Source organism: Marinobacter bohaiensis (assembly GCF_003258515.1).
Classification (GTDB): domain Bacteria; phylum Pseudomonadota; class Gammaproteobacteria; order Pseudomonadales; family Oleiphilaceae; genus Marinobacter_A; species Marinobacter_A bohaiensis.
The window spans coordinates 197,103-220,047 of the sequence record NZ_QGEH01000002.1 but is presented as its reverse complement, the minus strand read 5'-3'; the positions used below and the strand labels follow the sequence as shown (position 1 = coordinate 220,047).

Sequence of the window (22,945 nt, the reverse complement as noted above, 5' to 3'; positions counted from 1 at the left end):
TGCCGGGCGACACACCGGATCGGGGCGCGGTGGGTTACTGGACGCGGGCCATCTGCTCGCTGTGGTACTCCAGCTCCAGGCGCCGGTTGGCGGCGCTGTCTTCCGGGTTGGTCAGCGGCTTGTGGCTGCCCCAGCCGACGATCTCAATGCGGTTGCCGTCAATACCGGCCTGCTTGAGGATCTTGGCGGCGCTGGTGGCGCGCAGCCGTGACAGGAAGGCGTTGTACTCGTCGGGGCCATGGCTGTCGGTGTGGCCGTTGATGCGCAGGGTCACTTCCGGATGCGCCTTGAGGTATTCGGCGTGCTCGCGCAGGACGGCCTGGTCGGCGTCGCTCAGGCGATGCTTGTCAAAGCCGAAATAGAACTTCATCTGGTGCGGTTTGCGCGGGCTGTCTTGCATCGGGGACACCTGTTTGCTGGCGGCTTGAACCTGGGCCGCACGGGCCATCAACTCGGGGTTATCCAGGACTAGAACTGTCATGTCGTTCTCCTCAGGTGTCGCCGCGACGTCGGTGTCCGGCTGGGGCTCACTATGACCGTCAGCCCGGGCGCTTGCACTTGGCGAATGGTCGATGTCGGATGCCTGTTCTTCGGGCTCAAGGGCCACCGTTGCGGGTGTCGCGTTGTCGGCGGTGACCCCGGCGGTTTCCGGTTCCGCCGTTCCACTGCTAGCGCAGCCGGTGATCAGGCCGGCCGCCAGCAAGCCGGCCAGGACCGGCCGGGACGCACCCGATTGAATGCGCCTTAGGTTACCGTTGTGTGACAGTGTGTGCTTCATCTTTTTTCTCCTGCTCCTGCTCAGTCGCGTTGGGACGGGGGCCTGGCACTGGCCGGCCACGCTCGCCTCGTCTGTCAGGGTCTATTTCAGCGCGGGAATCGGGCAGGGCGGTGGTGAAAAAACGCCGGAGATGGGATTAAATGTGATGAAAAATGGCAGCCGGCCCGATCAGGTCGGCCTGCGCAATGGAGAACGCCCCGCAATCATGGACGTCGAATGCTGATTCTTCCCCTCGAACGCTCGGTCGACTGGCGTCGGCCACCCTGGATGACGCTGGCCATCATGCTGGCCTGCCTGCTGGTTTTCCTGTTCTACCAGGGCAACGATGACCGTCTGGGGGCGCAGGCCACCCAGGCCTACCTGACGGCGGACCTGGATCGCCTGGAAGCCCCGGCCTACGAGACCTACCTGCAGCGCCAGATCAACCTGGACGGCAACAGCGGCCGGCAGGACCGCCTGGACCTCCTGCGTCAGGCCATGGCCAATGACAATCGGCCGTTACAGGCCGCGCTGGCCATGGGCGACCCGGATTTCTACGCCTACCTGCAGGACAACCGCGACGTGATCTGGAACAGCGAGCAGCGGGCCTACTGGCTGACGCATCGCCCGCCCATCGAGACCGAATACCTGGATCGCCTGTCGGGCCGCGCGGCGGGAGTGGTTCCGGCCGAGCTGTCGCTGGCGGATTTAATCACTTACCAGTTCCTGCACGGCGGCTGGGGCCACCTGATCGGCAATATGGTGGTGCTGTTCGTGCTCGGGATCACCGTCGAGAAGGCGCTCGGAGGCCTCAAGTTCCTGCTGACCTACCTCGCCTGCGGCGCCGTGTCCGGTGCCATCTGGGCCGGGTTCGAGTGGGGCCTGCACACGAGCCTGGTGGGCGCGTCCGGGTCCATCGCCGGCCTGATGGGCATGTACATGGCGCTGTTCGGGCGCCAGCGCATCCGCTTCTTCTACTCGCTGGGATTCTATTTCGGGTACTTCCGGGCGCCGGCGCTGGTGCTGCTGCCGGTGTGTATCGGCAAGGAAATCTACGACTACTTCTTCGCCGGCGCCACCGGCGTCGCCTACCTGGCGCACGCCGGCGGCCTGCTGGTGGGTGCGGGGCTGGTGTGGCTGCTGGGCCGCAGCTGGCTGCAGCCCAGGGAGACCTTCTTCGAGCCCGAGGATGAGGAGCAGGAAGCCCGCTTCCGCAGCGCCTACGCCCAGGCCATGACGTTGCTGGGCCGGTTCGAGTTCGAGCAGGCGCGATTGCAGTTCGAGGCCCTGTACACCCGCTATCCGGAGCGCCCGGTGCTGCTCGAACACCTCTATCACCTGGCCAAGCTGCGGCCGGATCAGGAAACGTATCGGGAGCGCGCGCGGGAACTGATGGCGTCGGCCCAGGCGCGGCATCAGCCGGAACAGATGCTGGAGATCTGGCAGGAGTACCAGAGCAAGGGGCAGCCGCACCATCCCCTGTCGGCGCGGGATCACAACCGGGCGCTGTTTGCGGGCCTGCGCAGCGGCGACACCAAGACCGCCGAGCGGGTGTTCGAGCGGCTGCGGGCCACCGGTGACCAGGACCTGACCCTGGAGGCGTGCCGCCTGCTGGCGGACGAGTTCGACAAGCGCAATATGGCGCCCAAGGCGCGCCATTACCGGCAGATGATGTCGGCGGCCGGCGGCGCCTGAACGACTAACGCGCCTTATTCACCCACATCGAACGAGGCGGCCGGTCCGCGCAGCGGCTGCTGGTTGCGTGCCTGTTCCAGGTAGGCGTCGATTTTCCCATGCAGGGGGTGCTGGGCGCAGCGCTGCTTGATGAAGTTGAGGAAGGCGGTGGCCTTTTCCCACAGGCCCAACTGGGCCAGGGACTGGGCCACGGTGAGATAACCGGTGGCGATGTGCTCGCTGTCGGGAAAACGCTTGTGGAAATCCTGCATCAGCTTCAGTACCTCGCGGTTTTCGCCCTGCGAGTGTAAGGCCCGGGCGCAATGCACGATCAGCTCGGGATCGTCCAGGCGGAACGCCGGATCGCGCCCGGTCAGGGTTTTCAGCAGGCCGGCGATCGCCGTGCCCTCGTGGCGGTCGCCCAGCCAGAGCAACAGGATGCGGTGATGCCGCATCAGTTCCTCGGCGTTGTTCGTCGCCGTGAGCAGGCGATACAGCTGCTCCACCCGCTGCGGGTGGGGTGGGTTGGACTTCACCGCCGATTTCAGAACCGCCAGGGCGCGATCGTACTGCCCGTCCTTCACATGCATGTCGATGTCCGCTTCCAGACGCCGGGAGCGGTCCTGGGCCGGGGCGGGAGTCTCGTCCTGGAAGTCGCTGGCGAAGCCCAGTTCCTCCTGATACTGGAACAGCAGATAGCCCATCATGTGGAAGAAAATGAGCATGAAGGTACTGCTGATAAAACCGGACAGCGGCTGGGCCAGCATTGGCGCGAAGTTGCTGAAGGCGAACTCCTGCACCGCGGAGCTGGCCAGCATCATCAGGATCAGGTGCAGGTAGAGCACGAAATAGGGCCAGCCGATGCGCGAGATCAGCGACACCAGATTGATCGGATTGACCGCCGGGCCCACCTCCCGTTCCATCGCCAGGATCATCACGCTGGCCGGCAGGACCAGCACGACGAAGGCCATGGCCGCCAGCGCCAGGATCGGCCCGCCGACCATGCCGGCGGAATAGACCAGTCCGCCCATCAGGATGAACACCAGCCACTGCAGGATGACGATACCGAACCCCGAGCCGGTAAAGGCGGTGGCCAGGGGCGGCGGCGTCATGTGGCCTTCAGTGGTGTGGTTGATCACCGCGTAGGTGTACTTGAACAGCGCCAGCAGCAACACCAGCGACACGATCAGCCCGATCAGGTTGGCCTGCAGCATCAGCGGCACGAAGGTACAGATGCCGATCACCAGCAATGGATCGCTGTGGAACGGGTAGCGGAAGAATTGGGGAATCCGGTTCCAGAACGGCTCCACTTCCGTGCCGGCGCCCAAGTAGCGCAGGGTCTGGCCGCAGTGCGGGCAGTGACCGTGACGCCGGTGGGTGTCGGCATCGGGCATGCAGGCCACGCAGTATTCAGTCTGGCAATGGGTGCACAGCCACTTGGCGGCGGTGTTGGGGTGGTAATGGCAGTAGTGTTTCACGGGACCCTGTGATTGAACGCCTTCCGGGCCGGCTATGATGGCAGACCCGGTTTCGGGCGGCCAGTGCCGGGTGAGCCCCGCCTGTTGGAGTTTCGTAAATACCCAATCCGGGTGGCAGACCGTTGTCGGGTAGAATAGGGGGCGGCGTTCCCGTTAACGGGCGCCGCGTGTGTTCCAGCCAGCTTCCTGGAGGTCGTTTGAATCCGGACAACCCAGCACTGAAACCGGTCGACGCGTCGGGCTACCGGCCGCCGCTGTACACCTGGCGCCAGATCGCGGCGTACGCCCTGGCGCATCGCTCGCGGCTGGTGCGCGCCAACTTCATCGCCCTGCTGGCCACCCTGGTGAGCGTGCCGCTGCCGCTGTTGCTGCCGGTGCTGGTGGACGAGGTACTGCTCGACAAACCGGGGCCGGTATTGCCGGTGATGGATGCGTTCCTGCCGGCGGGCTGGCACCAGCCGGTGGTCTACATCGGCGTGATGGTGCTGGTGGCATTGCTGATGCGCGCCCTGGCTTTGGCCTTCAACGTGGCCCAGTCGCGGGAGTTCTCGATCATCTCCAAGGACGTGGTGTTCCGCATCCGCGAACGGTTGCTGGGGCGGCTCGGACGCATCGCCATGGCCGAGTACGAGACCCTCGGCGCCGGCGCGGTGACCAGCCACTTCATTACTGACCTGGACACCATCGACCAGTTTCTGGGGACCACGATCAGCCGTTTCCTGGTGGCCAGCCTGACGGTCCTGGGCACCGCCGGCGTGCTGCTCTGGGTGCAGTGGGAGCTGGGCCTGCTGATCCTGCTGTTCAACCCGCTGGTGATTTTCTGCACCATGCTCATCGGCAAGCGGGTCAAGGAACTGAAGCGCCGGGAGAACCGCGCCTACGAATCGTTCCAGGGTGACCTGACCGAAACCCTCGATGCCATCCACCAACTGCGCGCCGCCAACCGCGAGAAGCATTACCTGGCCCACCTGGTGGATCGTGCCCGCGGCGTGCGCGACCACGCCGCCCAGTTCGCCTGGCGCAGCGACGCCGCCTCCCGCGCCAGCTTCAGCCTGTTCCAGTTCGGCGTCGACGCCTTCCGCGCCGCCGCCATGGTGGCGGTGCTGTTCACCGACCTGAGCATTGGCATGATGTTCGCCGTGTTCGGCTACCTCTGGTTCATGCTCACGCCGGTGCAGGAGATGCTCAACATGCAGTACGCCTTCTACGCCGCCAACGCCGCACTGGCGCGGATCAACCGGCTGCTGCAGTTGCAGGAGGAGCCGAAGTATCCCGCCCTGGAGGATCCGTTCCGGGACCGCCATACGGTCAGCCTGACCCTGCGCGACGTCCACTTCCAGTACGGCGAGGAAGCGGTACTGCAGGGCATCAACCTGCACGTGGCGCCGGGCGAGAAGGTGGCCATCGTCGGCGCCAGCGGCGGCGGCAAGTCCACCCTGGTGCAGGTCCTGCTGGGCATGTACACGCCGACTCGGGGCGAGATCCTGATCGACGACGTGCCGGTGCAGCGCATCGGCCTGGACTGCCTGCGCGAGCATGTGGCCACGGTGTTGCAGCATCCCGCCCTGTTCAACGCCACGGTGCGGGAGAACCTGACCCTGGGCCGCGAGCACAGCGATGCCGAACTCTGGGAGGCCCTGCGCATCGCCCAGCTCGACGGCACCGTCCAGGCCATGGAATCCGGCCTGGAGACGCTGGTCGGGCGCCAGGGTATCCGCCTGTCCGGCGGCCAGCGCCAGCGTCTGGCGATCGCGCGCATGGTGCTGTCCGACCCGTCGGTGGTCATCCTCGATGAGGCCACCTCGGCGCTGGACGCGGAGACCGAGTACCAGCTGCACCAGGCCCTCGAAGCCTTCCTGGAACAGCGCACCACCCTGATCATCGCCCACCGTCTGAGCGCCGTGAAGCAGGCGGACCGGGCCTACGTGTTCGAAGACGGCCACATCATCGAGGAAGGCCATCACGACGATCTGATCGCCCGCCAGGGGCTCTACGCGCAGCTCTACGGGGATCGCCAGCACTGAGCCGGCGCTGCGTCACTCGGTCGCGGGCGGCAGCACCACGTCGGCTTGCAGGCCGCCCCGGGGGCTGCGGTGGAAGATGACTGCGCCGTGATAGCGGTCGACCAGGTCGCGCAGGATCGCCAGCCCGAGTCCGTGCCCCGGCACCTGTTCGTCGAGGCGCAGACCGCGGGTGCCGAGGGTGGCCCGTTCGGTATCCGCCACGCCGGGACCGTCGTCGCTGACGCGCAGGGTCAGCGCGCCCTGGTCTGTGTGAATCGTCAGGTCGACCCGACGCCGAGCCCACTTGCCGGCGTTGTCCAGCAGGTTGCCAAGGATCTCGCTGAGGTCCTGTTCGTCGATGGGCCAGCGAAAATCCTCCGCCAGCTCGGAATGCAGCTCAAAATCAATGGACCGGTAAAGGCGGCCCATCATCCACAGCAGTTCCCGCGCCTGGGCGATCGGATGGGCCTGCTGCCCGGCCTGGGGACCGGCGAACTGGCTGCGGCGCATTTCCGCCTCCAGTTGGCGGTCGATCTGTGACAACCGCTCCGCCAATTGGGCCCGGTAGCGCGCGTCCAGCGGCCGCTCGGTGTCTTCCAGGGCCTGCTGGATGACCGCAATCGGCGTCTTGATGCTGTGGGACAGGTTGCCCAGCGCGTCCCGCGAGCGTTGCAGGCGGTTGTCGAGCGTGTCGAGCAGGTGGTTGATCTGATAGAGCAGGGGGTCGAATTCCGGCGGCGTCGCCAGGGTCAGCCGCTTGCGCCGCCCCTGCTGCAACTGCTCCAGGGATAGCCGCAGTTGGCGGATGGGCTTGAGCGCCAGGTGCACCGCCAGCAGCACCAGACCGATCAGCACGGCCAGCAGGCCCAGGGCGACAAACGCCGTCCAGATGTGCAGCTCGCGCTGGCTCTGGCTCAGCTGGGCCAGGTCTTCGGCCACCACGGTCACTACGGCGTCACCGCCGATCTCGAACACCTGGCGCAGCACGATGTAGCGACTGCCACCGTCGCCATCGGTGGCCGGAATCTCGATGTTGAGCAGCGCCGGTCGGGCGCTGTCGAGAGCCGGCCCCAAGACCGACTGGAGTTCCGCCGGCGCCATCCAGCGATGGGCCGGCGTCCGGATACCGTAGGCGTGACGGAACACGTCTTCGAAGTAGGGGCTGGCGTTGAGCGCGGGATTCACGTCGGGGTAGTGCTGGCGGATCTGTTTCTCGAGGAATCGCGCCTCCTGGTGCAGCCGTTCATGCACCACATCTCGGGTCATGCGGTCCAGCAGCACGCCATGGATGAACCAGGCCACGAGCATGAAAGCCGCCATCAATGGCAGCAGCCACAGCAGCAGAATGGTGTGCAGCGAGCGCCGGTCAGCCAGGGACATGGAAGCTGTAACCCTGGCCGCGCTGGGTGACGATGGCCTCGCGGCCGAGGATCCGGCGCAGGCGTCGCACGTAGGCTTCGATGGTGTTGTGGGCGGCTTCGTCGTCGAGGCTGTAGAGCTGCTCCAGCAGGTCATCCTTGGACAGCAGACGGCCGGGCCGGCTCATCAGGCAGCGCAGCAGCCGAAATTCGGTACCGGTCAGGGGGTGCCAGGCCCCGTCCGGGGTCTGCACGCGTTGCCGGTCCTCGTCGAGAATGTAGCCGCCCACTTTCAGGGTGGGATCGCCCCGCCCCTCCGAACGCCGCAGCAGGGCCTGCAGACGGGCAATCAACTCTTCCGTGTGAAACGGTTTGGCGAGGTAGTCGTCGGCGCCGGCCTTGAGGCCGTTGACCTTGTCCTGCCAGTCGCTACGGGCGGTCAGGATCAACACCGGCATGCCACCATCGTTCTGGCGCCAGTGACGCAGCGCCTGCAGGCCATCACCATCCGGTAGCCCCATATCCAGCACGGCGATGCGGTAATCCTCCTGAACTCCGAGGGCTCGCGCCTGGGCCACGGTGCTGACGCGGTCAACGGCAAACCCGGCGCGAGCCAGGTGCGATTGCAGGTTGTCCACCAGCATGTCGTCGTCTTCGACCAGCAGCAGCCGCATTCGAGTTCCTCCCCATTTAAACCGGCCAGTGTGGGCGCTTCGCCTGAATCAACGCTGAAACGTCTTTCCGGGCGGGCATTCAGCAGGAATTCAGGTTGCCCCGGCATAGTGGGGGCATGCTCAACGCTCCAGGGCACAGGTTCTGCTGGAGCTCCCCTATCGAGGATACACGAATGACCGTTTTCAGACGCCTCTTGGCCGGCCTGTCGACCCTCGTGCTGCCAGCGTATGGCCTGGCGGCGGAGTACAACCTGACCGTCGACCGGGTCACCATCGACACCGGCGATTTCGTCAAGGAGGGTATCGGCTATAACGGCGCTTCGCCGGGCCCGGTCCTGCGCTTCAAGGAGGGCGAGAACGTCACCATCAATGTGACCAACAACCTGGACGAGATGACCTCCGTGCACTGGCACGGTCTGATCCTGCCGTTCACCCAGGACGGCGTGCCGGGCGTCAGCTATCCGGGGATCCGCCCGGGAGAAACCTTCACCTACCAGTTCCCGATCGTCCAGAGCGGTACCTACTGGTTCCACAGCCATTCCGGTTTCCAGGAGCCGAACGGGGCTTACGGCGCCATCGTGATCGAGCCTCGCGATGCGGACCCCGTGGCCTTTGACCGGGAGTACGTGGTGCAGCTGACCGACAAGCATCCGCACGACGGCGATCGCATCATGCGCAACCTCAAGATGATGCCGGATTACTACAACCGCCAGCAGCTGACCGTGGGGGATTTCGTCTCTGAGGCCCGGGACAGGGGCTTCTGGGCAACGATGAAAGACCGGATGATGTGGGGCGACATGCGCATGATGAAGGCCGACGTCGAGGACGTGCAGGGCTTCACCGGCCTGATCAACGGTCACGGGCCAGCACAGAACTGGACCGGTCTGTTCAGGCCCGGCGAGCGGGTGCGGCTGCGCTTCATCAACTCGTCGGCGATGACCTATTTCGATGTCCGCATTCCCGGCCTGACCCTGACCGTGGTCGAGGCCGACGGCAACCGGGTTCGCCCGGTACCGGTGGACGAGTTCCGCATTGGTGTGGCGGAAACCTACGACGTGATTGTGGAACCGCGTGACGACCGCGCCTATACCATCTTTGCCGAGTCGATGGGCCGTTCCGGCTATGCCCGGGGGACCCTGGCAACGCGGGCCGGGCAAACCGCCCCGGTCCCCGACAGACGCCCGCCGTCCTACCTGACCATGGCGGATATGAGTGGCATGCCGGGAATGGATCATGGCGACATGGGCCACGGTGATATGAATCACGATGATATGGGCCATGGCGCTGCGGCTATGGATCACAGTGAGATGGCGCACGGCGAGATGAGTCACGGCAACATGGCCATGGATCATGCGGACCAGGCATCCGATGACGGGGCGATGGACCATGGCGCCATGGCGCATGGGGAGATGAACCACGGTGCCGCGAGCCACGAGGCCATGGGGCACGATCAGATGGCCCCGATGGCGACGGCTGACATGAGCGAACACGACGCTGTTCCGGCGGGGCACGCCGTGGGGCGGCATCGGGCCATGGCGGCCAGGACAGACGACGCGGCCATGTCTCACGCCGGCACGGCGCCGCAGGGCCGTGAGCATAACCCCTTCTATGCCAGGGGCAGCGGTCTGACGCCCGAGGCCGCCAACGGCGGACGCTTCCTGTCCTATGCCGATCTGCGTGCCGCCCAGCCGCTCTACCCCGAGCGTGCGCCGACCCGTGAGATCGAGTTGCGCCTGACCGGCAATATGGAGCGCTACAGCTGGAGCATCAACGGGGTGAAGTTCGAGGACGCCGATCCGATTCGCCTGCAATACGGCGAGCGTGTCCGCTTCAAGTTCGTCAACGAAACCATGATGACCCACCCCATGCACCTGCACGGGATGTGGTCGATCCTCGACGTGGGGGCGGGGCAGTGGAACCCGATCAAGCATGTGGTCAGCGTCCAGCCGGGCACCACTGTCTACATGGAAACCGAAGTGGACGCGCCGGGACAGTGGGCTTTCCATTGTCATCTGTCTTATCACGCGGCGTCCGGCATGTTCCGCAAGGTTGTTGTCGAAGGCGGTCCGGACACCGCCGTTGGCACAACCCCGGTTCAGGGAGGTGATGCATGAAGTGGTCAGCCGTGTTCGTCGGGAGCGTTTGGATGTCGCTGACGGGGGGGATGTCGCCGGTCGTGGCCGCGGAACCCGATCCACACACCGCGCGCTATTTCTGGGGCATTCAGTTCGAGGAGTTCGAGTACCGCTACAGCGACAGCGATGAAGAAGTGGCCAGTTGGGACGGTGATGCCTTCTACGGCACCGACGAACTCAAGCTGCGCTGGCTGGGCAAGGGCGAATACGGCATCGACGAAAGAGCCTACGAGACCCTGGAGAACCAGTTGGTCCTGCAAACCCCGATCTCGGACTTCTTCGACGCCAAGGCCGGGGTGCGTGTCGACACGCCGGAAGGGCCCGACCGGACCTACGGCGTGCTGGGGATTGCCGGCCTGGCGCCCTACTGGTTCGAGATCGACGCCAGCCTCTACTTCGGCGAGGGCGGCCAAGCCATGACCGAGCTGGACGTCGAGTACGAATGGCTGCTGACCAATCGCTGGATCGTCAACATGGGGCTGGATGCGACCTATGCTTTCAGTGAGGACCGGGCCATCGGCATCGGGCGCGGCCTGTCCAGCACCGAGCTGGGGTTGCGGCTGAGCTATGACCTGATCGACCGGACGCTGTCGCCCTACGTCGGTGTCGTTCACGAAAAGGCGTACGGTGATACCCGCGACCTGGCCCGGGAGGATGCGGAAAGCACGGAAGAGTGGTACGCGGTTGCGGGTGTTCGGTGGATGTTCTAGCGGTCCTGCTATCGCCGTCGGGGCCTTGAGGCCCGGACAACGTCACAACCAACAATGATCGAGGTGCATCATGCGTTTCCTGTATGGGGTTGTCGCCACGCTGCTCGTGATGGTCCTGAGCGGCCTCGCGTTTGTCTACAGCGGCGTCTACAACGTGACCGCCACCGAGGCCCATGGCCCGATCGGGCAGTGGGCACTGCACACCACCATGCGCCAGTCAGTGGCCAGCCGCGCCGTGGACATTGAGGTGCCCGCTGACCTGTCCGACGAGGCCATGATCCGTCAGGGCGCGCGGGCCTACGACCAACTCTGTGCCGCCTGCCACCTGAAACCGGGTCAAGACAGCTCGCTGATCCGGACCGGCCTCAATCCGACCCCGCCGGACCTGACGCAGGCGGGTGATTGGACACCGGAGGAGCAGTTCTGGATCATCAAGAACGGCATCCGCATGACCGGTATGCCGGCCTGGGGCGAGACCCACGACGACGCCGACCTGTGGGAGCTGACCGCGTTCGTCCGGCACTTGCCGAGCCTGTCCGAGCCGCAGTACGCGGCGCTGCTGCAAGTGTCCGGGGATGCCCCGGCCGATGACGGTCACGACCACGATCACGGCAACATGGGCGCCATGATGAGCGGCTCCGGCGACGACCATCATGCCGAAGCGTCCGGGGCCGATATGGGTACCCACCACGACAACGTCGAAGGCCACCACGATACTGATGCTCAGCAAGCGCCTTCCGGCGGCGACGTTCACGACAACAGCGATGGTCATCACGACGACGCCGCCCCGGCCGCCGGGGAGGATGACCATTATTCGGATGGCCACACCCATTGAGGCGGGCCGTCCGCCACGACGACCGGATCGCCTGCGAGGCCAGCCCAAGGGGAACGGCTGCGCTGAGCTCCGGGGTGTGGCCCCGGAGGGTCCGGGTCGCGGCAAGGCGCAACAGCCTCTAGACTGACTCGAACACCACCCTGACCTGAAACCAGCTCGAAACGGTATTCCGGGAGTCCCGATCCATGGGCATTCGTCTGAAGCTGATTGTCGGTATGGGCGCGGCGCTGCTGGTGAGCACCTGCGTCCTGATCGTTCTCAACATCGTCCAGATGCGCGGGCTGCTTGATCGCTACCTGCTGGACACGGCGCTGCCGGCCAGCGTCGAATCGATCGCCCGCTCGGTGGAGCGCGACCTGCAGTCGCCGCTGACGGCGTCGGAAATGATCGCCGACAACAGTTACCTGAAGGACTGGATGGCCAACGGCGAGCCGACCGGTGAGCTGGGGCCGGTCAGGCGCTTCCTGGAAAGCGTGCGGCAGCGCCAGAATGCGGTGTCGGCGCACTTCGTCTCGGTCGCCACCGAAAAATACTACACCCAGGATGGCGTCGCCCGGGTGATCCAGCCCGGCCAGGACGACTGGTTCTATGGTTTCCTGGACAGCGGCCGGGACCGGGCCCTGGCGCTGGATGTGGACAAGACCACCGGCCGGCCGATGCTGTTCATCAACGTGCGCATGGAAGACCGGGGCCGGGCGGTGGCAGTGACCGGGATAGGTCTGGGCCTCGATCAGATGGCCGATCGTATCCGTGACTTCCGGTTTGCCGAGACCGGCATCGTGTACCTGGTGTCCGCGGACGGACAGGTCAACATTCACCCCGACCTGGACAAGACCGGCCAGTCCCTGGCGTCCGTCACATCGCCGCAGGCGGCGCAGACCCTGCAGTCCGGACAGGGATACACCGTCAGCGAGTTCAGCCGTGACGGCACGGACTACCTGGCCGCGAGCCTGCCGCTGACTCTGACCGACTGGCGGGTCGTGGCCGCGGTGCCGACCGACGAGATCTACGCGGCGGCCAACCGCGCCAACACCGTGTCGCTGGTGGTGGGGCTGTTGGTGGCCGCGCTGTTCCTGGGGATCGTGGCGCTGGTGGCCACGCGCATGACCCGGCCGCTCAAACGCATCACCGGCGCACTGACCGAGATCGGCAAGGGCGGCGGCGACCTGACCCAGGAGTTGAGCGTCGACAGCAGGGACGAGCTGGGCGAGCTGGCCTCCGGGTTCAATGGCTTTGTCGGTTCCCAGCGGGAGATGATCCGCGGGCTGCTGGAAACGGCGCAGCGGCTGCAGCGGTTCGTCGAGCAGATTTCCGAGGTCATGGCGGCCAACACGTCCCGCGCCGGTGAGCAGAGCCAGCTGACCGAATCCGTGGCGACGGCGGTGTACCAGATGGAAACCACCGTACAGGAGATCGCACAGAGCGCGACGGAAACCGCCAACCAGCTGGAGCAGGTGGGCCATCACGCCGGTAATATCCGCACCACCATGTCCGAATCGATCCGCCAGGTCAGTACCATGGCCGACGATATCCGCGAGTCGGCCGCTGCCATCCAGCAGTTGGCGAAAGAGGTTGAGGACATCGGCCGCGTGATTGACGTGATCAACGCCATTTCCGACCAGACCAACCTGCTGGCGCTGAACGCGGCTATTGAGGCTGCCCGCGCCGGCGAGCACGGTCGCGGTTTCTCGGTGGTGGCGGATGAGGTGCGCAGCCTGGCGCAGAAAACACAGTCCTCGACCGAGGAAATTCGCGCCATCATCGAGCGCCTGCAACAGGGATCCGCCCGTTCGGTGCAGGCGATGCAGGCGGGGGAACAGGCGACCGAGGCGACCGTGACCGCGACCCGCAGCATGGGCGAATCGCTGGATGAAATCGGCGAGAGCGTCGATCGCATCGTCGGCATGAGTCATCAGGTGGCGGCCGCCACGGAAGAGCAGAGTTCGGTGACCGAGGACATCAGCCGCAACGTCCAGAACATCTCCGAGCTGAGCGCCCGCTCCAGCGAGGATATGAGCGCGGCCAGCCGCGAAGTGGAGGAACTGCGCGCCATGGCCGACGATCTGGCGCGTCAGATGAAAGCCTTCAGGCTGGATCGGTGAGGGATCCTGACCATTCACCATGCTTATGCCCGACATTCATGAGGCGGCCGTTGAAGTTACCCAAATCAACGCAATAGTAGGTATACACTGTTCATACAGAGCGCTATGGCGCAACCTGATGATGCGCAATCGAGAGAGAACCAAAGCCACAAGCTCCTGATTTACGCCCTTTGACACTTCGATACCGATAAGGAAAGGAGGCGTTCCATGTCCAATGAAGGCATCAGCAACGACAGTCTGAATACCCTCGCCAGCCTCGATGCTGGCGGCCAGACCTACCACTACTACAGCCTGCCCAAGGCGGGCGAGAGCCTGGGCGACCTGTCCCGGCTGCCCTTCTCCCTGAAAGTCCTGTTGGAGAACCTGCTGCGCAACGAGGACGGGGACACCGTTACTGAAGACCACTTCAACGCCATGGCCGAATGGCTCAAGAACCGCCATTCCGATACCGAGATCCAGTACCGCCCGGCGCGGGTGCTGATGCAGGATTTCACCGGTGTGCCCGGCGTGGTCGACCTGGCCGCCATGCGCGACGCCATGAAGAACGCCGGCGAGGACCCGGCCCGGATCAAGCCGCTGTCCGCCGTGGACCTGGTCATCGACCACTCGGTGATGGTGGATCATTTCGGCGACGCCTCCGCCTTCAAGGACAACGTGGCCATCGAGATGGAGCGTAACCAGGAACGCTACGAGTTCCTGCGCTGGGGCCAGCAGGCCTTTGACAACTTCCGCGTGGTGCCGCCGGGCACCGGCATCTGCCACCAGGTCAACCTGGAGTACCTGGGCAAGACCGTTTGGACCAAAGAGCAGGACGGCAAGACCTACGCCTTCCCCGATACGCTGGTGGGCACCGATTCCCACACCACCATGATCAACGGCCTGGGCATCCTCGGCTGGGGTGTGGGCGGCATCGAAGCGGAGGCCGCCATGCTGGGGCAGCCGGTGTCGATGCTGATTCCCGAAGTGGTCGGCTTCAAGATCACCGGCAAGCTGCGTGAAGGCATCACCGCCACCGACCTGGTGCTGACGGTGACCCAGATGCTGCGCGAGCGCGGCGTGGTCGGCAAGTTTGTGGAGTTCTACGGCGACGGCCTGAAAGACATGCCGGTGGCCGACCGCGCCACCATTGCCAACATGTCGCCGGAATACGGCGCCACCTGCGGCTTCTTCCCGGTGGACGAGCAGACCCTGAACTACATGCGCCTGACCGGCCGTGAGGAAGAGCAGATCGAACTGGTGGAAGCCTACGCCAAGGCCCAGGGGCTGTGGCGCGAGCCCGGCCATGAGCCGGTCTACACCGACACCCTGGAACTGGACATGGGCGATGTGGAGGCCAGCCTGGCCGGCCCCAAACGCCCGCAGGACCGGGTGGCGCTGACCAACATGAAGTCCACCTTCGAACTGCTGATGAAGACCTCCGACACCACCAACGGCGCGGACACCGAGGAAGGCAAGCTGCAGTCCGAGGGCGGCCAGTCGGCGGTGGGCGTGGAGGCCAGTTACGAGCACGCCGACAGTCAGCATGCCGAGCACAACGGCCACAAGTTCCGGCTCGATCCGGGCGCGGTGGTGATCGCCGCGATCACCTCCTGCACCAACACCTCCAACCCCAGCGTGATGATGGCTGCCGGCCTGGTGGCGCGTAACGCGCTGGAGAAGGGGCTGACCACCAAGCCCTGGGTCAAGACGTCGCTGGCGCCGGGGTCCAAGGTGGTGACCGAGTACCTCAAGGCCGGTGGATTCCAGGACGATCTGGACCAGCTCGGCTTCAACCTGGTGGGCTATGGCTGCACCACCTGCATCGGTAACTCCGGGCCGCTGCCCGAAGCCATCGAGGAGGCTATCGACAAGGGCGACCTGACGGTGGCCTCGGTGCTCTCCGGCAACCGTAACTTCGAGGGCCGGGTGCATCCGCTGGTCAAGACCAACTGGCTGGCCTCGCCGCCGCTGGTGGTGGCCTACGCCCTGGCCGGTAACGTCCGCGTCGACCTGACCAGGGACCCGCTGGGCACCGACAAGGACGGCAACCCGGTCTACATGAAGGACATCTGGCCGTCCCAGGAGGAAATCGCCCAGGCGGTGGAGAAGGTCAAGACCAACATGTTCCGCAAGGAATACGCCGAAGTGTTCGACGGCGACGCCACCTGGCAGGCGATCAAGGTGCCGGAAAGTAAGGTGTACGAGTGGTCCGACAAGTCCACCTACATCCAGCATCCGCCGTTCTTCGAAGGCATGGGCCGCGATCCGGAGCCGGTGGAAGACGTCAAGGGGGCGAGCATCCTGGCGCTGTTGGGGGATTCGGTAACCACCGACCACATCTCCCCGGCCGGCGCCATCAAGGCGGACAGCCCCGCCGGGCGCTACCTGCAGGAGCACGGCGTGGAGCCGAAGAACTTCAACTCCTACGGCTCGCGTCGGGGTAACCACGAGGTGATGATGCGCGGCACCTTCGCCAACGTGCGCATCCGCAACGAGATGCTCGACGGTGTGGAAGGCGGCTACACCCGCCACGTGCCTTCCGGCGAGCAGATGGCCATCTACGACGCGGCCATGAAGTACGCCGAGGACGACACGCCACTGGTGGTGATTGCCGGCAAGGAATACGGCACCGGTTCCAGCCGGGACTGGGCCGCCAAGGGTACCCGCCTGCTGGGCGTGAAAGCCGTGGTGGCGGAATCCTTCGAGCGCATCCACCGCTCCAACCTGATCGGGATGGGCGTGATGCCGCTGCAGTTCCCGGAAGGCACGGACCGCAAGTCCCTCAAGCTGACCGGTGAGGAGACCATCAGCCTGGCCGGGCTGGCCGGCGACACCGTGGAGCCGGGACAGAAGGTCTCCATGACCGTGACGTATCCGGACGGCCAGGAGGAAACGGTCGAGCTGAAATCCCGCATCGATACCGCCAACGAAGCCAAGTACTTCGTCAACGGCGGCATCCTGCACTACGTGCTGCGGGAAATGATCAAGGCCGCCTAGGCGGTTCCAGCCCCGGGCCTGCCGACGCCGGCGGGCCCGGGTTTTCCCCTCCCGGCCCCCTCCGTACCCGACGTCGACAGGGTCGACATCGGCGTCTCTATACAGCTTTCGGACAGTTTGTTTATGGATCGCACCCGTCTATAGTGACAGGACACCCCGCAGCCGACGTTGTGGGCATTTGGAGTCAGAATTGACTGTTTGGGTGACCGATTGAGTGCACATCATGTTCAGGGACGGCTTCTGGCACTGAAATCCCGCTTTACCGATCGTGTCAGCGGCGAGCTGGATGAGCTCCAGCGCCTGCTGGAACCACGCCAACTGGACGCCGCTGGCATCCAGCGCGCCCGCGAGGCCTATCAGATACTGCATCGCATCGCTGGCGGGGCCGGCAGCTTCGGCCTGCAGGGCCTGGGCGCCGAGGCGCGACGCCTCGAACTGGCGCTGGAGCCGGTGGCCAGCGACGGTGGATTCGGGCCGGAGCTGTCCCGTCACCTGGAACGCATCCTTAACGACGATTTCTTCGCCCGCCTGCGCGAGCTGCATCACCTGTTGCATCAGGCCGAGCCGGAGCCCACCGCGGAAGGCGGTCGGCGCGAACCTTTCCTGCCTTCGGAAGAGCCGGCCGGCAACGACTCGGTCGCGCCTCTGGAGGACGATGCCGGACTGTCCGTCATCCCCCAGGTCAACCCCACCCGGGTGGTGCTGGTGGACCCGGACGTGGCCCGCGCCGGCGAACTGTCGGCGCAACTGGAGGCGTTGGGCTACCGGGTTCACTGGCTGCCCTCGGCGGAAGAAATCCGCGCCATCCTGGCCAATCTGGATGGGGAGGCACCGGTGGCCGTGGTGGCTGACGTCGCCATGCGCGAGGCGCTGCAGACGCAGGGCGTGGACCGCTCACCGGCGTTCCATCACACCATCTACCTGGGGAGCGAAGACAGCTTCGAGGTGCGCTACGCCCTGGCTTCAGCCCGGGCCGGCGGTTTCCTGCTGCGGCCGGTGGACGTGTCGCAGTTGGTGGAGCGGATCGAGGCTCAGATTGCCGAGTACCAGGCCTCTCGACGCGGGCGGGTGTTGATCGTCGACGACGACCGCCAGCGCGTGGTCCACACCCAGACGGTGCTGGCGTCCGCCGGTTTCGACGTGCGTCTGGTGGTCGAGCCGCGTGAGCTGCTGGCACAGCTGCCTGCTTTTCGCCCCGACCTGGTGTTGATGGAAACCCGACTGGGGGACTTTGACGGCGCCAGCCTGGCGCGGATGATCCGCCTGCAGGCCGAGTGGGAGAACCTGTCCATCCTGTTCCGAACGCCGGCGCCCCTGACCGACGAGGAAAGCCGCGAACTGGCCACCGAGGATGTGCTGGCCGGGCCGCTCACCGACCGTACCCTGATCGCGTGCGTGCGTTCCCGCTGCCACCGGGCTCGCCAGTTTGCGCGTCTGATCACCCGGGATAGCCTTAGCGGCGTGCTGGTGGCGTCGCGCATCCGTCAGGAAGTGCACCGCGAGCACGCCCAGGCCCGGCGTCACGGGCGTCATACGGTGATGGCGATCATTGATCTGGACGATTTCCGCCAAGTCAATCGTGACTTCGGTCACCCGGTGGGGGATACCGTACTGCGCACCCTGGCCAACCTGTTGCGTCAGCGCCTGCGCCGCACCGATCTGGTGGGTCGCTACGGTGGTGAAGAATTCATGGTGCTGCTGCCGGATTGCACCGGCGAACAGGCCGAACTGGTGTTACAGGACGTCTGTCGCCAATTCGCGGAACTGGCGTTTCACGCCGGAGCGCAGACCTTCCGTTGTTCGTTGAGCGTCGGGTTGGCGGCACTGGAAGGATTCCAGTCCGCCGATGCAGCGATCGCAGCCGCCGACCGGGCACTGGATCGTCGCAAACGACAGGGCAAAGATGGCGTCAGCCTGTTTTCCCCGGAGATGTGATGAACATCCTTGTGCTCGAAGACGATCCGCTGATGGCGGAACTGCTGGAAACGGTGGTGCTGGGGCTCTACCCCCAGGCGCGCGCGACTCTGGTCCATGATCTGCACGCCGCCGAGAAGGCCTGGGCGCCGGATCGCTTTGCCCTGTTGCTGTGTGACTGGAATCTGCCGGAAGGCTCCGGCCTGGATTTCGTGCGCTATGTGCGCGAGGCTGACGCCGAGGTGCCGGTGGTGATGATCAGCGGCCGCGCCGATCGCCAGTCGGTGCTGACCGCAGCGAAGTACCAGATCAACGGATTCATCACCAAGCCTTTCCAGGCGGATCTGGTGCACGAGCGCCTGAAGAAGCTGTTACCGGTCGAGGAGGGGGCAGCCCTCAACCTGGAAGGCCCAGAAGCGGCGCTCGAGGAAGCGCTGGGTGGACAGGTCCTGCTGCCCACCAGCCTGGACCCGGGGGAGGTACTCGCCATGATCCAGCGCGAGGACCCGATCTCCGTGTCGCAACTGGCCGAGCGTTGGCGTGACGACAAGTCCCTGGTCACGCGCCTGCTGGATGTGGCCAACGGCAGTGCCTATCGGCGCAGCGGCGAGCCGGTGGCGTCGCTTCGGGACGCCATCCACATACTGGGCGTGAAAATGGCGCTCAATCTGGGGCTGAGCGTGGCGCTCAATCACGCCCACGACCTCCGTGATCCGAGGCTGCAGGCTCGGGCGCGCGATATAAACGCACTCAGCGATGCCCTGGCCCGTGAGGCCAGTCGCATGGCGCGCCTGCTGGATTACGATCGGGTGGCCTGCTACACCGCCGGTCTGCTGGGGCGCGTGGGCGAGTTGGCCGTTTTCAGCGTGCTCCAGCAGTATCTCGACCAGGGCGGCACCCTGGCCGACGAGGACATCGACGCGTTAAGCCGGCAGTGGGCGCAGTCGCTGGGTAACCGGCTCAAGGTGCAGTGGCGTCTGCCGCTGGAACTGCGTGAACTGGTGGGGGCCATCCACAGTCTGCCGCACGGCAGCTCGCACCAGAGTCGACTGCTGATGCGGGCCGCCTCCCTGCTGACCAGCGAGGGGCCCGAGACAAAGGAATACCTGAGCCTGATGCGACGTATCGGGCTGGAGCCGGTTCAGAAACAGGACGAACCCGACGAGACGGGTGGCGGACAGGGAAGACCTGGCGATGGAAGCACCTGAAAAACCGAGCAACGAACGTGAACGTCAACAGGCCGTGGACGCGACGCGTCTGGTCGGCAGTGCCCCGGAAGAGCGTTTCGACCGCCTGACGAGACTGGCCCGCGATCTGTTCGACGTCGAGATCGCGCTGGTAACGCTGGTGGACCGTGACCGCCAATGGTTCAAGTCGTGCCAGGGACTGGATGCCGACGAAACGCCCCGCTCGGTGTCGTTTTGCGGTCACGCCATCCTCGAAAGCCGCACGTTGGTGGTCGAGAACGCGCTTGAGGATCGACGCTTCGCCGATAACCCGCTGGTCGTGGGGCCCCCCAATATTCGCTTTTATGCTGGCGCGCCCCTGCATTCGCCGGACGGCTACCGGCTGGGCACCTTGTGCATCATCGACCCCAGGCCCCGGACGTTTTCGCCGGAGGACGGGCGCAAGCTGCGCGATCTGGCCGATTGCGTGGAACGGGAGATCGCCGCCAGCGAGCGCGACCGATACCACCAGGCCCTGGAAGCCCTGGCGCGTCTGCAGACGGATAACGCAGGCACCCCCTGGCAGACCCTCAACGCCGGCCTGCGTCTGGGCGCCGACTACCTGCGCCTGCCGTTCGGGATCATCAGCCAGATCGAGCGGAACCTCTACCGGGTTGCCACGCAGGTGTCGCCACCGGAAACGCTGGAAGACGGCCAGACCTTCGACTTCCGCCACACGTACTGCGAGATCACCCTGGCCGCGGATGGCATTATGGTCATTGATCATATGGCCGAGTCCGAGTATGCCAGCCATCCCTGCTACCGGGACTTCCAACTGGAAAGCTACATCGGCATGCCGTTGACGGTGGCGGGCAAGCCCTACGGCACCCTCAATTTTTCCTCGCCCGAACCGCGCAAGCCCAACGGGTTCAGCCGCTGGGACCGGGATTTCCTGGTGCTGCTGACCGGCTGGGTGGAGCGTGTGCTGGACCGCTGGTACGCGGATCAGTCCCTGGATTGGCTGCGCCGAATGGAAATGGCCATGGCTCGGGCGCAAGGGGCCTACATCAGCGACCAGGATCGTGCCAGCGTGTTCGACGGCCTGCTGGCGGATTTGCTGGATCTCACCGGCTGCCCTCAGGGTTTTATTGGCGAGGTCCTGCGCGACGCAGCCGGCCAGCCTTGCATGAAGACGTACGCCAGCACGCAAACGGGCCGGGCATCGCCGGGTCGCGCGCCGGCGTTGCACGCCAACACGTACGGGTTTCCGGGCCTGGAGGCGCTGATCGACGACGTGATCAGAACGGAGGCCGCGGTCCTCGCGGGCGAACCGGCCAATGACGGTCAGCAGTCCGGGCAGGGAGGGGCGAACGGCTATCTGGGGCTGCCGATCCATCATGGGGATCGGCTGATGGGTGTGGTGGGCCTGGCGAACAAGTCCAGCGGCTTCACCTGGGAAATCGCCGGGCAGCTCAAGCCGCTGCTGCGGACGATCGGTCAGTTGATTGAAGCCGAGCGCGGCGAGGCGGCGAAACGCGAGGCCGAGGACACCCTGCGCAACAGCGAATCCCGGCTGCGGGCGCTGTTCGAGCTGTCACCAGTGGGCATCGCCCTGATCGATTTCGACAGCGACCGCTTCCTCGACGTGAACGACGCCGTGCTGTCGTCATCGGGCCACTCGCGCAGCGAATTGCAGCGTACCGCCATGCGCGACATCACCCCGGACCGTTACACCGACCGGGACGCCGAAGAGTACCGGGCGCTGCTGTCGGAAGGTCATTTCGGCCCCTACGAAAAAGAACTGTTGCATCGCGACGGCCATGCTTACCCGGTGATGACCCACAGTGTGCTGGTCGAGGACCAGGGGGGCGGGCGCGTCATCTGGCGCATCGTCGAGGACATCACCGAGCGCAAACGGCTGGCGCGGCTGCAACGTGAATTCATCTCCACCGTCAGTCACGAGCTGCGCACGCCACTGACGGCGCTGTCGGGGTCCCTGAAACTGATCGACCAGGGCGTGGTCGGGGAGCTGCCGCGCAAGGGCGCGGAAATGATAGCGCTGGCGTATCGCAACAGCGAGCGTCTGGTGGCGTTGATCAACGACCTGCTGGACATGGAAAAGCTGGTGGCGGGCAAGATGACGTTCCGCATGGCGTCCGTGTCGGTGGACGAGCTGTTGCAGGCGGTGGTGCAGGAAAATCAGGCCTATGCCAACCGGTTCGATGTCCAGATCGTTCTGGACAATCGGGCACCGGGCGTTACCCTGCTGACCGACGAGATGCGTTTCGGGCAGGTGATGGCAAACCTGCTGTCCAATGCCGCCAAGTTTTCGCCCGCCCGGGGGCGGGTCGAGGTCCGGGTGGATGCCCTCGGCGACAGGCTGCGCGTCGCCGTAAGCGATCAGGGCCCGGGGATACCCGATGAATTCCGCTCGCGGATTTTCAGCGCCTTCGCCCAGGCGGACTCGTCCGACACCCGCAGCAAGGGCGGCACCGGTCTGGGGCTGGCCATCTGTCGGGAACTGGTGGAGCGCATGGAGGGCCGGATCGACTTCGAGTCCGAACCGGGTCGGGGCGCGACTTTCCATTTTGAACTGCCGGGACTGGATGCCGGCGAAGGGGAACGATCCCATGGCTGATTTGCAACGTGTGCTCTATGTGGAAGACGAGCCGGACATCCGGGCGGTGGCCGAACTGGCCCTGGAAGCGGTGGGCGGCTTCACGGTAAAACTCTGCGCCTCCGGCGAACAGGCCTTGGCGGAAGCTGAAGACTTCTCGCCGCAACTGATCCTGCTCGACGTGATGATGCCCGGCATGGACGGCCCGGAAACCCTGCGCGCGTTGCGCCAGCGTCCGGCGCTTGAGGACGTGCCGGTGGTTTTCATGACCGCCAAGGTGCAACCGGCGGAGCTGGACGGCTACCTGGCGCTGGGCGCCGCGGGCACCATCCCCAAGCCGTTCGACCCCATGACCCTGGCCGACTCGGTGCGTACCATCTGGCAAAGCGCCTGATCGCCGGGCGGCGGGGCCGTCAATCCGCTTGTCGCCCCTGGTAAATCGTGCCACGCTGACCAGACGTTTCCGGCCGGGGCGGGTTGCCCGCGCCTGCGGAAACGAACACAATTCCCCGCCGGTCGCGTCCGCCGTAGCCGGCCCCGGTAAAG

At 65.4% G+C, this 22,945-nt stretch carries 15 protein-coding genes; 11 read left to right on the top strand and 4 right to left on the bottom strand.

What is annotated here, in order from left to right:
• Positions 1 to 34: 34 nt before the first annotated feature.
• Positions 35 to 778: an OmpA family protein gene (locus DKK67_RS21835; RefSeq protein WP_228160638.1), complete on the bottom strand. Its 744-nt coding sequence runs from the start codon at positions 776 to 778 to the stop codon at positions 35 to 37.
• 216 nt (positions 779 to 994) lie between these two features.
• Between DKK67_RS21835 and DKK67_RS13705 the strand changes: the two genes are divergently transcribed.
• Positions 995 to 2,452, top strand: a complete 1,458-nt coding sequence (locus DKK67_RS13705) for a rhomboid family intramembrane serine protease (protein ID WP_111497060.1) — start codon at positions 995 to 997, stop codon at positions 2,450 to 2,452.
• A gap of 14 nt (positions 2,453 to 2,466) precedes the next feature.
• On the opposite strand, the gene DKK67_RS13700 is transcribed toward DKK67_RS13705, so the two are convergent.
• Positions 2,467 to 3,909: a DUF4013 domain-containing protein gene (locus DKK67_RS13700; protein WP_228160637.1), complete on the bottom strand. Its 1,443-nt coding sequence runs from the start codon at positions 3,907 to 3,909 to the stop codon at positions 2,467 to 2,469.
• 218 nt (positions 3,910 to 4,127) lie between these two features.
• On the opposite strand from DKK67_RS13700, the gene DKK67_RS13695 reads away from it, so the two are divergent.
• Complete coding sequence (locus DKK67_RS13695) at positions 4,128 to 5,933, top strand: ABC transporter ATP-binding protein (protein WP_111497264.1); 1,806 nt, start codon at positions 4,128 to 4,130, stop codon at positions 5,931 to 5,933.
• A gap of 12 nt (positions 5,934 to 5,945) precedes the next feature.
• On the opposite strand, the gene DKK67_RS13690 is transcribed toward DKK67_RS13695, so the two are convergent.
• Both DKK67_RS13690 and DKK67_RS13685 read right to left on the bottom strand, forming a co-directional pair.
• On the bottom strand, positions 5,946 to 7,292 hold the full coding sequence (locus DKK67_RS13690; protein ID WP_111497059.1) for an ATP-binding protein: 1,347 nt from the start codon (positions 7,290 to 7,292) through the stop codon (positions 5,946 to 5,948).
• Positions 7,279 to 7,944, bottom strand: coding sequence for a response regulator transcription factor (locus DKK67_RS13685; RefSeq protein ID WP_111497058.1), 666 nt, complete (start codon positions 7,942 to 7,944; stop codon positions 7,279 to 7,281). The genes DKK67_RS13690 and DKK67_RS13685 overlap by 14 nt, the downstream gene beginning before the upstream one ends.
• 173 nt (positions 7,945 to 8,117) lie before the next feature.
• On the opposite strand from DKK67_RS13685, the gene DKK67_RS13680 reads away from it, so the two are divergent.
• The 9 genes from DKK67_RS13680 to DKK67_RS13640 all read left to right on the top strand — a co-directional run bounded on the left by DKK67_RS13680 (position 8,118) and on the right by DKK67_RS13640 (position 22,793).
• Positions 8,118 to 10,058, top strand: a complete 1,941-nt coding sequence (locus DKK67_RS13680) for a copper resistance system multicopper oxidase (protein WP_111497057.1) — start codon at positions 8,118 to 8,120, stop codon at positions 10,056 to 10,058.
• A gap of 50 nt (positions 10,059 to 10,108) precedes the next feature.
• Positions 10,109 to 10,789, top strand: coding sequence for a copper resistance protein B (locus tag DKK67_RS13675; protein ID WP_228160658.1), 681 nt, complete (start codon positions 10,109 to 10,111; stop codon positions 10,787 to 10,789).
• Between the two features lie 70 nt (positions 10,790 to 10,859).
• The gene (locus DKK67_RS13670; RefSeq protein ID WP_111497055.1) at positions 10,860 to 11,624 is read left to right on the top strand and encodes a c-type cytochrome; all 765 of its coding nucleotides are present in this window, start codon (positions 10,860 to 10,862) and stop codon (positions 11,622 to 11,624) included.
• Between the two features lie 185 nt (positions 11,625 to 11,809).
• The gene (locus tag DKK67_RS13665; protein ID WP_111497054.1) at positions 11,810 to 13,726 is read left to right on the top strand and encodes a methyl-accepting chemotaxis protein; all 1,917 of its coding nucleotides are present in this window, start codon (positions 11,810 to 11,812) and stop codon (positions 13,724 to 13,726) included.
• 207 nt (positions 13,727 to 13,933) lie between these two features.
• The gene (gene acnA, locus DKK67_RS13660; protein ID WP_111497053.1) at positions 13,934 to 16,702 is read left to right on the top strand and encodes an aconitate hydratase AcnA; all 2,769 of its coding nucleotides are present in this window, start codon (positions 13,934 to 13,936) and stop codon (positions 16,700 to 16,702) included.
• A 210-nt stretch (positions 16,703 to 16,912) separates the two neighbouring features.
• On the top strand, positions 16,913 to 18,637 hold the full coding sequence (locus tag DKK67_RS13655; RefSeq protein WP_162628840.1) for a diguanylate cyclase: 1,725 nt from the start codon (positions 16,913 to 16,915) through the stop codon (positions 18,635 to 18,637).
• Positions 18,637 to 19,824, top strand: coding sequence for an HDOD domain-containing protein (locus tag DKK67_RS13650; RefSeq protein WP_111497051.1), 1,188 nt, complete (start codon positions 18,637 to 18,639; stop codon positions 19,822 to 19,824). Before DKK67_RS13655 ends, DKK67_RS13650 begins: the two co-directional genes overlap by 1 nt.
• Positions 19,811 to 22,420 (top strand): GAF domain-containing protein, encoded by a 2,610-nt coding sequence (locus tag DKK67_RS13645; RefSeq protein ID WP_111497050.1) that lies wholly within the window; start codon positions 19,811 to 19,813, stop codon positions 22,418 to 22,420. The genes DKK67_RS13650 and DKK67_RS13645 overlap by 14 nt, the downstream gene beginning before the upstream one ends.
• Entirely contained in the window at positions 22,413 to 22,793 is a 381-nt protein-coding gene (locus DKK67_RS13640) for a response regulator (protein WP_111497049.1), read from the top strand. Before DKK67_RS13645 ends, DKK67_RS13640 begins: the two co-directional genes overlap by 8 nt.
• Positions 22,794 to 22,945 lie beyond the last annotated feature (152 nt).